The organism is Marinoscillum sp., assembly GCF_040222955.1.
Taxonomy (GTDB): Bacteria; Bacteroidota; Bacteroidia; order Cytophagales; family Cyclobacteriaceae; genus Marinoscillum.
Genome location: NZ_JAVKCA010000025.1, coordinates 90,963 through 103,939, shown reverse-complemented (window position 1 = coordinate 103,939; position 12,977 = coordinate 90,963). Strand labels below are relative to the sequence as shown.

Below are 12,977 nucleotides of genomic sequence, written 5' to 3'. Positions count from 1 at the left end.
AAGCATATTATCATGAAATTCATATCAAATATATTGTTAGCAGTGCTGGTAGTGTCACTATTCTCTTGTGTGAAGGATCCCTTTGCAGACTTTGAAGAGGGTGGATGGAACAACGAGCGCAGTGTGATGAACATTAAATTCGAAAATCAGGTAGGTGAAGCCGAGATCGTCCGGATTGATGAGTCTACCGGAGTTATTGAACTCACCATCAATATTGATGCAGTGCCTGACCTGAGTAGTATCAAAGTGAGCAGTCTGCAACTCTCATACGGAGCCACCGGCTCAGTAGGCATAGGCGATGCCCTTAATTTTGAGAATGGGGAGCAAAGTGCCACCATGACAGTTACTTCACCTACTGGAAAGTCCAGGGTATACACCATCACGGTAGATTCTTTTCAGGAGAGTATCCTGGGTACCTATAAGGTTTCTAACCTCATTGTCTATGGTGGCACCGGGCCGGAATATGGAGGTGGAGCAGTATTGGCAATGACTGATAAGCCATGGATTTGGCCAGAAAATGACGGGCCGCAAGCTGAGCTGGACAATTCTTTCACACTCGAGTTGACCGGGATTACCGAAGATGGTAATACCTATGGCACCATCGTCAATGATGCAGGAGCAGATGGACTATATGCAGACTTTTCGTTCGTGCTGGATCCCCCCACGGATATCAATCATTTTTACAGGAAGGTGCCTGCTGGTGAAGGAGAGTGGCTGAGAAACTACGCCACAGGTTTGATCACCTTCACCTTTGCAAATGGGACTACCACCAGCGGGTCGTTCATAGAGGCTAATACCACCGAAGATCTTGGGAATGGCTTGTCTAAAACGACCACAGGACATGCTTTTGCTTTCAATCTGAATGGCACCGATGACTGGGATAAGATCTATAGCGACTATGATAAGTTCGTGAAGAAACCCAGAAGATTCTGGATAGACCTGGAAAAACAGTAAACAGTACTTCTTCATATAGTTGACGACCCGTTTCGATCCCGCACTTCGGTGCGGGGTTGGGCTGGTGTCAGTAGATGAAACAAATCCAATAGCCAGCGCTCAAATGATCAAAATGAAAAACCTTTTATACTTACTCCTTCTTGTGTTTGGCCTGATGGCCTGTGCGGCAAATGACAACCCGGAACCCGAGCCCGAACCCAACGAAGTAGATACAGTCACCCTGACCCTGGTAGATGAACAAGCCACTCTGGAGACCAGAGCCCTATACTCCAACCTCTGGAAAATTCAGGCTGAGGGTTTTATGTTTGGGCATCATGATGATCTTATTTATGGTCGCGACTGGTATACAGATGCTGGAGGATCGGATGTTAAGGAAGTTTGTGGAGATTATCCTGCGGTCTTTAGTGTGGACTTTGCCGAGATCATGGATGACAGGTATTCAACCAGCGACCTGAACGATGACCGACGAAGAACCATACTTGAGGCCCGGAATCGCGGCGAGGTGATCACTGCATGTGCCCATTTGAACAATCCGCTTACAGGTGGAGACTCCTGGGATAACTCGAACACTGCGGTGGTCAAAAGCATTCTGGAATCTGGAAGTGAGACAAATATCAAATACACAATCTGGCTGGATCGCCTGGCTGATTTTGTCAATGGACTTAAGGATGCTGATGATAACCTCATCCCCATTTTGTTCAGGCCCTATCACGAGCATACTCAGACATGGTCCTGGTGGGGGAAAACCTGCACGACCCAGTCTGAATTCATCGCTTTCTGGCAGTTTACGGTGGATTATTTAACTAAAGAGAAGGGAGTCCACAACCTCATTTTTGCTATTTCCCCGCAACTGGACGGGGTAGGATCTGTGGATAATCTGCTCTATCGGTGGCCGGGAGACGACTATGTGGATTTTATAGGGATGGACAGCTATCATGGTACCAATACCAATGCTTTGTCCACCAATGTGAAAAACCTGGCACAGTTGTCAAAGGATAAGAAAAAACCCTGCGGAGTGACGGAAACCGGGATAGAAGGCGTGCGCGATAACAGTGGCGGCGAATATCGGAAGTACTGGACCGAACAGATTCTTACTCCCATAATCGGGAAAGAGATCAGCCTCGTGGTGATGTGGAGGAATAAATATGATCCCAGCCACTCCGGATATCATTACTATGGCCCGTGGGCAGGGCATAAGTCTGCGGCTGATTTCGTGGATTTTTACAATAGCTCATTTACCGTTTTTAGTGGAGACCTGCCGGATATGTATCAGATGGCAGAAGGTGTGACTGTGAAGTAGCCAGGCACTCAGGTGCCGTGACTAATTAAACTGAATTTTAACCAAACCCTAAAAATCATGAAAGTATTATTAATGGCTTGCCTTTGCGTATTCTGTGTAAATATCAGTTATGCGCAAACACCCTATGAATCCCTCAACTACCTGTATAGCATACAGGGCACAAACACGATCGGTGGCATCCACAACCGCCAGCCCATCAGTAATCCCAATCAGTACAGCCAGCAGCTGCACAGCGTCACCGGAGATTGGCCCGGGCTTTATAGCTCAGATTTTATGTTTGAATCCTGGGAGATCGATGACCGGCAAACCATGATCAATCAGGTAATCACCGAATGGAACAATGGTGCCATGATCAACCTCATGTGGCATGCCTGCAACCCCGTGAGCGGTGAGGCTTGCAACTGGGACTCGGGCAGCGGTGATGTGAAAAGTTATCTCAATAATACCCAGTGGAACAACCTTCTGACTAATGGCACCACTATCAATAACAATTGGAAAGCCATGATGGATGAGGTAGCTACCTTTTTACAGCAGCTGGAGGATGCCGGAGTGGAGGTCTTTTTTCGCCCGCTTCATGAGATGAATCAGGGAGCCTTCTGGTGGGGAGGCAGACCAGGATCTGGAGGAAGTGCAGCCTTATACCGGCTCACCCATGATTACTTTACTTATGACAAAGGATTGTCCAACCTTATTTGGGTATATAATCTTCAGGATTTCGGATCCTTCACGAGTGATCTCAATAACTATGATCCCGGATCGGGCTATTGGGATGTGCTGACCATGGATATGTATTGGTCAGACGGCAATGGCTATACCTCTACAAAGTATAACGCCATGGTCAATAAAGCCAATGGCAAACCAATAGGTATTGGCGAGTGTGAGGATCTCCCTGCGGTCAACTTATTGAATCAGCAGCCACTTTGGACGTTCTTTATGGGGTGGTCCGAGTTGGTTTTTTCAGGTAACTCCAACCAGAAAATTCAGAACATCTACTGGTCTGGCCGAGTGCGGGTATTGGATGAAATGCCCGGTTGGAATGGTACCGGAAGTTGGCAAAATGGTGGCGGAGGCACTCAGTACATTCAGGCCGAAGACTATAATAATATGAGTGGTGTGCAGACCGAAACCACCAGTGATCCCAATGGGGGTAATTTAAATGTGGGCTGGATAGATGCCGGAGACTGGATGACCTACAATAACATCAACATCCCTTCCAGTGGCACCTATAGTATTGCTTACCGCGTGGCGAGCCAGAGTGGTGGTGGAACCCTGCAACTGGAGCAAGCAGGTGGAGGTACGATCTATGGGAGTATTGCTATACCCTCTACCGGTGGCTGGCAGACTTGGACCACTATTTATCAAAATGTTACGCTTAGTGCAGGTACGCAGAGTTTCGGCATCAAAGCCCTCAGTGGGGGATGGAATATTAACTGGTGGGCGATCACGCCTGCAGTAGGTTCGAGAACGTCAGAGCCCATCCATGAGGTGACGACTTTGGATGCCACATCAGCCTACCCCAATCCCTTTACAGAGTCAGTGTCCATACCGATTGATTGGGATGGCGAGACGGATTTTCTTGTCAGGATATTTGATGTTTCTGGAAGTGTAATTCGAACACTGAGCATGACTGATCTGACCGGTACTAAATCTGTGATTTGGGATGGCACTGGTGCTACAGGTTCTATTGTGCCGAAAGGTGTGTATTACTATCAGTTTCAGGCTGGTAGACAGGCGGCTTCCGGTAAGATGATCAAGCAGTAAAATAGAAATAGACCAATCAAAACCAGCTGGTCACCGCAGATATTGCTGACACATCGTTTTTGATTGGTCTGTTATAAACTTTTTGAAGGAGTAAGATGAAAAAACAGCTATGGATTTTAGGTCTCTTGATGCTCATGGCATCTATTGGCCACACGCAAAACAAGCAGGACGTACTGGATTACTTATATGGTATCTCAGGTAAGCAGATCATTGCCGGGCAGCACAATAAAGAGCCCAATGCCGAGCCGGCAAAATGGACGGATTATATCAAAGCAACCACCGGCCAGTACCCGGCACTGTGGAGCGGTGATTTTCTCTTTCAGCAAGAGAATATTGACAACCGCTGGAAGATGATCAAAGAGGCTGAGCAGCAGTGGAACAGGGGAGCCGTCATTAACCTGATGTGGCACTGCTGCCCACCGGATATGGGTGAGCCTTGTGGCTGGGATCCTGGCTTGCTCAATGCGCAGCTTGACGATCAGCAATGGGAAGCATTGATCAAACCAGGTACAGACTTGAACAATATCTGGAAAAAACGCATGGATGATATAGCCACTTATCTCCAGTATTTGGAAGACAAAGGGGTAGTAGTGCTGTTCAGACCTTTTCACGAAATGAATCAGGAGCTTTTCTGGTGGGCGGGGCGAAAAGGAGCAAAAGGTACGGCGGAACTCTATCGTCAGACCCATGACTATTTTGAAAAGGAAAAAGGATTGACCAACCTCATTTGGGTATGGGACATGCAGGACATGAGCCGCGACTTTGAGGAATACAATCCGGGTGATGCCTATTGGGATGTTTTCGCTTTTGATATTTACGATCAGGGATATGATCAGTCATGGTATGATTACATTCTTCCGATTGTAGGTGACAAGCCCATGGCTATTGGTGAATGTATGCGGATTCCTTCGTTGGAAGTATTGGAAAATCAACCGCGCTGGATATTTTTTATGCCCTGGGCAGAGCTGGTCAAAGAGCGCAATACCGAAACTGAAATCAAAGCTTTATATAGTCATCCGGGAGTAATTACACTGGACGAAATGCCGGGTTGGTAATGTGGATTTTGGTGTGAGACCTGGGGTTTTCACCAGCTTTCATGTATCAATTCGTCAAAAAATGGGTGTTAAATGATTATGGACTTTTCAGACGATAAATATTGAGTCAAATTGACATAGTATGGGCAGGTTGTCAGTGCATGTGATGGACTTTATGAGATCGTAACAATTATGAGAAAGCGTAAAATGAATAGAGCAATTTTAGTTTTTTTAGGCAGCCTGATATCAGCGCCGTTTTTTGGATGTGATAGGCCCGATGACATGGAAACGGTACCTGAGACGCCCATTCAGGAAAAAAAGGAGGTTCTGGTCGATCCAAACTTCCATATCTACCTGTGCTTTGGTCAATCGAACATGGAAGGTTCGGCCAAAATAGAATCACAGGACAGAGTGGGAAAGGAGCGGTTTCAGATGATGCAGCCCATGACTTGTACGAATCCCGGCCGGACTGAAGGCCGTTGGTATACGGCCATACCACCACTGTCGCAGTGTGGTGTGGGGCTGTCTCCTGCGGATTATTTCGGGCGCACTATGACGGATAACCTCCCGGATAGTATCCGAGTGGGCGTTATCTCCGTGGCCATCGGTGGCTGCGACATCCGGTTGTTTGACAAAGATCAGTATCAGAGTTATCTCAATACCTATTCGGAAAATTGGTTTCAGGATAAGATCACTGGTTATGGCGGCAATCCCTATCAGCGACTGATCGATTTGGCCAAAAAGGCGCAAAAAGATGGCGTAATCAAGGGCATTTTGCTGCACCAGGGAGAAACCAATACGGGCAATGCCCAATGGCCTACTTATGTGAAAACGATTTATGAAAACATGATGACCGATCTCTCACTGGATCAGGAAGCGGTGCCATTGCTCGCCGGAGAAGTGGTGCATGCCGATCAGGGTGGGGTGTGTGCCAGTATGAACGAGATCATAGCCACCTTGCCAGAGGTTATCCCCACGGCCCATGTCATTTCTTCGAGTGGTTGCACAGCCCAGGCAGACAGTGTTCATTTCGACTCGGAAGGAGTGCGGGAACTAGGTGAAAGATATGCACTTAAAATGCTTTCACTACATGGGAATTAACCCGGATAAAACAATTTTTTTAATTGTTACAGGCCAATATTTAACCGCACAGAATGCTCAGCATCATTTCATCAAAAATAGGGCGTGAAATGATTATGGACATTTCATGCTATTAAATAAAGCATCATATTGAATACTTGATTGAAATATTAAAGTCAAAACCAATTTCAGCAACCAATGAGTAAATCTTTAGAAAGGGTTAAAGCCATGCTGTACAAGCATGAGCTGTTTCTAAGCATCAAAAACGAACCAATTGGCAGATCCAACGGGATCTATCAGCGATATAAAAATCCGATACTAACGGCCGCACATGCGCCGGTCCATTGGCGGTACGACCTCAACCCGGAAACCAATCCCTTGCTTATGGAACGCCAGGGAATGAACGCCGCTTTCAATTCAGGGGCCATCGAATTCAATGGCAAATTTTGCCTGGTTGTGCGAGTGGAGGGTTACGACCGAAAGTCCTTTTTTGCGGTAGCAGAAAGCGAATCCGGCATAGATAACTTCAGGTTTTGGGACCACCCGATCTCCCTACCTGAGACTCATGAGCCGGATACCAATGTCTACGACATGCGACTCACCCGGCACGAAGATGGCTGGATCTATGGTCTTTTCTGTACGGAAAGAAGAGACCACAATGCGCCAGAGGCGGATCAGTCCGCAGCCACGGCCAAGTGTGGCATTGCGCGAACCAAAGACCTGGTGACCTGGGAGCGGCTGGCAGATCTCGATTCTGGTGGTAGCCAGCAGCGAAACGTGGTGCTACACCCTGAGTTTGTAGACGGCAAATATGCACTCTACACCCGTCCGCAGGATGGATTTATCGACGCAGGAAAGGGGGGCGGTATCGGCTGGGGTCTGGTTTCCAGTATGGAAAATGCCAGTGTTCGAGACGAAAAAATCATTGATCCAAAAATCTATCATACAATCAAAGAAGTAAAGAACGGACAGGGTCCGGCTCCCATCAAAACCAGTGATGGCTGGCTGCACCTGGCGCATGGGGTCAGAAATACGGCAGCGGGTCTGCGGTATGTGCTCTACATGTTCATGACCGCTCTGGATGATCCATCCAGGGTGATTCACAGACCAGCTGGTCACTTTATGGCCCCACAAGACGAGGAGCGGGTCGGAGACGTATCCAATGTACTCTTTACCAACGGATGGATAGCGAAAGACAATGGCGATGTGTATATCTATTACGCTTCATCTGATACCCGAATGCACGTAGCCACCTCTACCGTGGAGCAATTGGTAGATTATTGTAAAAATACTCCGGAAGATGGCCTTCGCTCTGCGGCCAGTGTGCAAACCCGGAATGAATTGATAGACAGAAACCTGGCTTTTTTGAGGGCCAATGGCCTAAAATAAAGCATAATGAATGATCTGAACCAACCGATCCGGTTAAAGGAAAAAATTGCATATAGTTTTGGAGATTTTGCTTCCTCCATGTTTTGGAAGCTTTTTTCCATGTTTTTACTGTTCTTCTATACCGACGTATTCGGGATATCTGCTGCGGCAGTGGGCACCATGTTTTTGGTCACCAGAGTATGGGATGCACTCAATGATCCCATCATGGGGCTCATTTCTGACCGTACGAGGACCCGCTGGGGAAAGTTCAGACCTTATTTGCTTTTTGTCGCCATCCCTTTTGGGATTATCGGTGTGCTCACCTTTTCTACACCAGACCTTTCACCTGATGGCAAGTTAATCTATGCCTATATCACCTATACCCTCATGATGATGGTGTATACAGCTGTGAATGTGCCGTATGGCTCCCTTATGGCAGTCATGAGCAATGATGGCGCGGAGCGTACTTCATTAGCTTCCTGGAGGTTTATTGGTGCTTTTTCAGGTGGTCTGTTCGTCACTGCCACCGCCAATTCTCTGGTAGAGTACTTTAGCCAAAGCAGCGATCAGGCCACAGGTTTTCAGTGGACCATCTCTATTTATGCGGTGGTTGCCGCGGTGCTGTTTATGCTTACGTTCCTCTGGACACGCGAGCGCCTGGCACCACCAAAAGAGGAAAAGAACAGCCTCAAAGACGATTTGAAAGACCTGGGGAAAAACCTTCCATGGTTCATCATGCTCGGAGCAAACATCTTCGTGCTGATTTTCAACTCGCTCCGTGATGGCTCCATTCTTTATTATTTCAAATATTATGTAAAGGACCAGACACTCGATTTTTTCGGTAGCTCTTATGAGGTTACTTCATCAGTCTTGTCTTCTGCTTACATGTCTATATGGTTGGCAACCAATATCATAGGGGTGTTACTGGCCAAGCCGACGGCAGCCCGATTTGGCAAAAAAGCTACTTTCAGCTATGCCGCTCTGATCTCAGCCGCCCTGAGCTTTGTCTTCTTTTTTATACAACCCGATCAACTATTGCTTATTTTTATTCTGAACGTATTTATTGGGATTTCTGCCGGTATCATCCTTCCTTTAGGATGGTCTATGTATGCGGATATAGCTGACTACTCAGAATGGAAAACAGGACGCAGGGCCACAGGACTTGTGTTTTCTTCTTCGTCCATGTCACAGAAGTTCGGCTGGACCATCGGTGGCGCTATCTCGGGGTATCTTCTGGCCGGTTTTGGTTTCGAGCCCAATGTGGAACAGACCACTGAAGCACTTTTGGGAATCAGACTCATGATCAGCGTCATTGCCGGGTTGGGAGCCCTTGTTTCGTTTGGATTCATGAGCATGTATAAGCTGGATGAAAAATTCATGCAAAAAGTAAAAATGGAGTTGAATGGTAATAGGTAAAATGAGTCAAAAACGGCTATCCCAATATTCTAATCTTCTTTTAAGTGTCATCTTTCTAAGTGTCATCAGCAGTTGCCAGAGCAGGGAGTCATTGTTGGTGATACGGGCTACTGATGCTCCAACCTTGCAGACAGCGCAATTTGATTCTGTGGCGAGTGTGGAGCAGCTGGATGAGAAGATTTTGTCCCAAACCAGCCACTTATACATAGGGGCACCGGTGACCAATCTGGGATTCGACGAGCGCACCTACATAGAGCGCTACCTGGAGGCTGGCGGGCTGGTTACTTTTAGTTGCCGGGATACCATTTACAACTGGGGACAAATCAAAGGCCATTTAGAGCAGGGAACTGCACGTATTCAATGTGATGAGTCTGTGCTGGCTGTGTCTTTCCCAGATTATTCTAAAGCTAAAACTAAGGTTAAACCCGGGATGGATCGGCTGGTACGGGAAGTGCTGGTAGCTCCGTTGCGGGAGCCGATGGCTCTCGTGGTGACTGAAAACTCAGTGGTGTATTGGATTGAGCGAAAAGGAACCATCAATATGTATAATCCTGGTACCGGCCAATCGAAGGAAATAGATAAACTGGAGGTGTACACCGGCGAGGAGGATGGCTTGCTGGGGATTGTTTTGGATCCGAACTATGCTGAAAATCATTGGGCCTATGTTTTTTACTCACCTCCGGGAGACGAGCCTAAGCAGCATATATCCCGGTTTTGTTTCACTTCAGAAGGGCTGGATAGGGCATCGGAAAAGGTGATCATGGAGATACCCACTCAGCGCGATGAGTGTTGTCATTCGGCTGGCGACCTGGAGTTTGACCGTGCGGGGAATCTGTACATCTCCACAGGGGACAACACCTTCTCCAGGGCTTCGGATGGTTTCACTCCTCTGGATGAGCGACCCGGCAGATCAGCATTTGATTCACAAAAGTCCTCATCGAATACTATGGATAAAAGAGGGAAAATCTTAAGGATCCACCCGGAAAAAGACGGCACATACACCATTCCGGATGGAAATTTGTTTCCGAAAGATGCAGCCGAAGGCTTGCCTGAGATTTATATCATGGGAGCCAGAAATCCCTTTACCATAGCCATCAATGGCGATAAGGGTTGGCTCTATTGGGGGGATGTGGGCCCGGATGGCAATGTGACCTCCGACCGTGGACCAACGGCTCATGATGAGATCAATTTTGCAGCACGACCCGGAAACTACGGCTGGCCATATTTCAATGCCAATAACCTGGCCTACGCTGATTACGACTTTGAAACCGGTGCATTAGGGCCCAGATTTGATCCGACTTCACCAAAGAACACCTCCATCAACAACAGTGGAGCGGTGGATTTACCTCCGGCGGTTCCTGCCATGGTGTATTATACTTTTGATGAGACAGAGCAGTTTCCCGGTGTGGGGAAGGGTTCACGATCAGTGGGAGTAGGTGAGGTGTATGATTATTACAATACACGGAGACATGGTTACGAGTTTCCCGAATATTTTCATCATAAGCTCTTCGCTTTTGACTGGGCAAGGGACTGGATCAAAGTGGTTTCACAGGATAAGGAAGGAAATTTTCTATCCATAGAGCCATTGCTGGATCAGACTACTTTGGCTTCTCCCATCGACATGGCCTTTGGGCCCGATGGAGCACTTTACGTGTTGGAGTATGGCATTGGGTATTTTACCGATAATAGGGATTCGAAGCTGATTAAACTACATTTCATCAATGGCAACCGCCCGCCTGTAGCCAGAATTTCATCAACTGCAACCAATGGTGCATTACCGTTGAAACTGACCCTTTCAGCCAAAGAATCATCAGATCCGGATGACCGGGCAGTACTTACGCACAGTTGGCAGATCAGCGGTCCGGAAACTTTCACCCTTGATGGTCAAATACAGGAGATTAATCTCACCAAAGCGGGAACCTACGAAGTACAGCTACTAACGAGGGATGAGCAAGGCGCAACAGCCACTGATCAACTTCAGGTGATTGCAGGGAATACCACCCCACAGGTGTCTGTGCAGTTTGCTGACAATCAATCCTTCTACTGGCCTGGAAGGCCGGTGTCTTACGAGGTGCTTGTGACCGATGCGGAGGATGGAGCGCTGGGTCAGGGAATCTCACCTGATCGGGTGATTGTTGGACTATCCAAGTACAAGGGGAGCGACAACCGTGCACCAGCAAGTTTGGCAGCTTTAGATGCTGAAAGCTCTAAAGGACTGGCACCTGGTCTCCAGCTGATTCAGGCGAGTGACTGCAAAAGTTGCCATAAGCTCAATGAAAAGTCCATTGGGCCGAGTTTCTATCAGATTGCCGAAAAGTATGACCAGGACTATATTGCCATTGAGCTTTTGGCCAAAAAAATCATCAATGGTGGGAGCGGCGTTTGGGGAGATGGGATGATGATCGGTCATCCTGATTTTAGCATGACCGCTGCAAAACAAATCGTGGATTACATCTTTTCAGTCAACGATCCGGTGGAGGATGAATTTGAGTCGATTGGTGTGAAGGGGAGGTTGAGTACTACTGGGATGACTGATGAGCACCTGCGAATTTCCGCTTCTTATACTGATGATGGGAGTCCGGGAGTGGGTAAACTGACCGGAACGATAGAACGGACCTTATCCATACCTGTACGCCAGGCGGAGCAGGCGGATGAATTGATTGACTTCACTATAGTGGGCCCTGTGGAGAATGGAGATGCCCGGTTCGTGGTGAAGAGTGGCAGCAACCCCACACTGGTTTACCGCAGTATGGACCTCACCAACATCCGGAGTATCTCAGTAGGGTATTTCTTCTCTGGTGCCAACTCAACCGAGGTACCTATTGAGATAGAGTTACACCTGGAGACCCCTGATGGGCCAATGGCAGGGAAGACTGTCCTGAATCCTGCTCAACCTGATGGGGAAGCAGGAATGGATGTTGACTCCAATGGGATGCACGACCTGTACTTTATATTGAAATCCTCCGAAGCTGATTACAAGCTCGGAATAAATGAAATCAAATTTTCACTAAACCCACGATACGAATGAAACCTACCCGACGAAACGTAATTAAGACCATCGGTGCAGCCGGTACCGGACTGGCCCTTTTTGGAGGCGCTAACCTGATGTCATCCTGTACACCAGGTAAAAAGGAACAGTCTTCAGAAGCTTCTTCCGAGGAAAAGTCCGCAGCCCTGTTTTTCAGTATTTCCCTGGCTCAATGGTCACTACACAAGTCATTTTTTGGTGAAGGATTGAGCTCCTGGGAAAATTTTGGAAAGCTGTGGGATGAACACCCCGATAAAGTTTTGCAGGGAGTACTTAATCCCGTTGATTTCCCGACAATTGCCAAAAGAGACTTTGGAATCAATGCGGTAGAGTATGTGAATGTCTTCTACTATTCAAAGAAGAATGATATCCAGTTTTGGAAGAATCTGAGAAAGCAATGTGATGATCAGGGGGTCAGAAGTTTGCTCATGATGTGTGATCGTGAAGGCAACCTGGGAGATACTGACGAATCGGCGCGTATTCAGGCTGTGGAAAATCACTACGGCTGGGTAGATGTGGCGAAGATTTTGGGATGTCATTCCATTCGGGTGAATGCTGCGGGCAATGGTACCGCAGAAGAAGTGAAAACGGCCGCCATAGACGGGCTGAGCAGACTGACCGCTTACGGTCAGGAGAATGGGATCAACGTGATTGTAGAGAATCACGGTGGATACTCTTCTGATGGTCAATGGCTCAGCAGTGTGATCGCCGGAGTAGGAAGTGATTACTGTGGTACCCTTCCGGATTTTGGCAACTTCTGCGTGGAAGGTGGTCATGGCAACTGTACCAGGGAGTATGATCGCTATCAGGGTGTGAAGGAACTCATGCCTTATGCCAAAGGTGTAAGTGCCAAGTCACATGACTTTGATGAGGCTGGAAATGAGACCCATACGGATTATACAAGAATGATGAAAATTGTAAAGGATGCCGGATTTACCGGTCATGTGGGGGTAGAATATGAAGGGAGCGTATTGTCAGAGGCTGAGGGTATAAAGGCAACCAAAAAGTTGTTGGAGAAGGTAGGTAAGGTTTAAAG

9 protein-coding genes are annotated in these 12,977 nt (G+C 47.6%); all 9 read left to right on the top strand.

Translation table 11 applies throughout. From position 1 onward, the window contains the following. Window positions 1–12: 12 nt before the first annotated feature. The 9 genes from RIH33_RS21445 (at window position 13) to RIH33_RS21405 (ending at window position 12,975) form a co-directional block, all read left to right on the top strand. Window positions 13–954 (top strand): hypothetical protein, encoded by a 942-nt coding sequence (locus tag RIH33_RS21445; protein WP_406651586.1) that lies wholly within the window; start codon window positions 13–15, stop codon window positions 952–954. A 112-nt stretch (window positions 955–1,066) separates the two neighbouring features. Then, complete coding sequence (locus tag RIH33_RS21440; RefSeq protein WP_406651585.1) at window positions 1,067–2,254, top strand: glycoside hydrolase family 26 protein; 1,188 nt, start codon at window positions 1,067–1,069, stop codon at window positions 2,252–2,254. Window positions 2,255–2,311: 57 nt separating this feature from the next. Then, on the top strand, window positions 2,312–4,015 hold the full coding sequence (locus RIH33_RS21435) for a carbohydrate-binding protein (protein WP_406651584.1): 1,704 nt from the start codon (window positions 2,312–2,314) through the stop codon (window positions 4,013–4,015). Between the two features lie 95 nt (window positions 4,016–4,110). Beyond that, window positions 4,111–5,070 carry a glycosyl hydrolase gene (locus RIH33_RS21430; RefSeq protein WP_406651583.1) on the top strand — a complete coding sequence of 320 codons (960 nt, stop codon included), beginning with the start codon at window positions 4,111–4,113 and terminating at the stop codon, window positions 5,068–5,070. A gap of 171 nt (window positions 5,071–5,241) precedes the next feature. Further along, window positions 5,242–6,150 (top strand): sialate O-acetylesterase, encoded by a 909-nt coding sequence (locus tag RIH33_RS21425; protein WP_406651582.1) that lies wholly within the window; start codon window positions 5,242–5,244, stop codon window positions 6,148–6,150. A gap of 177 nt (window positions 6,151–6,327) precedes the next feature. Beyond that, window positions 6,328–7,518 (top strand): glycosidase, encoded by a 1,191-nt coding sequence (locus RIH33_RS21420; protein ID WP_406651581.1) that lies wholly within the window; start codon window positions 6,328–6,330, stop codon window positions 7,516–7,518. Between the two features lie 6 nt (window positions 7,519–7,524). Then, window positions 7,525–8,913: an MFS transporter gene (locus RIH33_RS21415; RefSeq protein ID WP_406651580.1), complete on the top strand. Its 1,389-nt coding sequence runs from the start codon at window positions 7,525–7,527 to the stop codon at window positions 8,911–8,913. Beyond that, a complete protein-coding gene (locus RIH33_RS21410) occupies window positions 8,900–11,941 on the top strand; it encodes a PQQ-dependent sugar dehydrogenase (protein ID WP_406651579.1) in 3,042 nt (1,013 codons plus the stop codon). The genes RIH33_RS21415 and RIH33_RS21410 overlap by 14 nt, the downstream gene beginning before the upstream one ends. Then, window positions 11,938–12,975: a sugar phosphate isomerase/epimerase family protein gene (locus tag RIH33_RS21405; protein WP_406651578.1), complete on the top strand. Its 1,038-nt coding sequence runs from the start codon at window positions 11,938–11,940 to the stop codon at window positions 12,973–12,975. The genes RIH33_RS21410 and RIH33_RS21405 overlap by 4 nt, the downstream gene beginning before the upstream one ends. Window positions 12,976–12,977: the final 2 nt, after the last annotated feature.

What these genes read in the sequence shown, in the direction of transcription:
- RIH33_RS21415 (WP_406651580.1), top strand. Translation starts at nt 7,525, where the DNA reads ATGAATGATCTGAACCAACCGATCCGGTTAAAGGAAAAAATTGCATAT.
- RIH33_RS21445 (WP_406651586.1), top strand. Translation starts at nt 13, where the DNA reads ATGAAATTCATATCAAATATATTGTTAGCAGTGCTGGTAGTGTCACTA.
- RIH33_RS21430 (WP_406651583.1), top strand. Translation starts at nt 4,111, where the DNA reads ATGAAAAAACAGCTATGGATTTTAGGTCTCTTGATGCTCATGGCATCT.
- RIH33_RS21420 (WP_406651581.1), top strand. Translation starts at nt 6,328, where the DNA reads ATGAGTAAATCTTTAGAAAGGGTTAAAGCCATGCTGTACAAGCATGAG.
- RIH33_RS21410 (WP_406651579.1), top strand. Translation starts at nt 8,900, where the DNA reads ATGGTAATAGGTAAAATGAGTCAAAAACGGCTATCCCAATATTCTAAT.
- RIH33_RS21435 (WP_406651584.1), top strand. Translation starts at nt 2,312, where the DNA reads ATGAAAGTATTATTAATGGCTTGCCTTTGCGTATTCTGTGTAAATATC.
- RIH33_RS21425 (WP_406651582.1), top strand. Translation starts at nt 5,242, where the DNA reads ATGAGAAAGCGTAAAATGAATAGAGCAATTTTAGTTTTTTTAGGCAGC.
- RIH33_RS21440 (WP_406651585.1), top strand. Translation starts at nt 1,067, where the DNA reads ATGAAAAACCTTTTATACTTACTCCTTCTTGTGTTTGGCCTGATGGCC.
- RIH33_RS21405 (WP_406651578.1), top strand. Translation starts at nt 11,938, where the DNA reads ATGAAACCTACCCGACGAAACGTAATTAAGACCATCGGTGCAGCCGGT.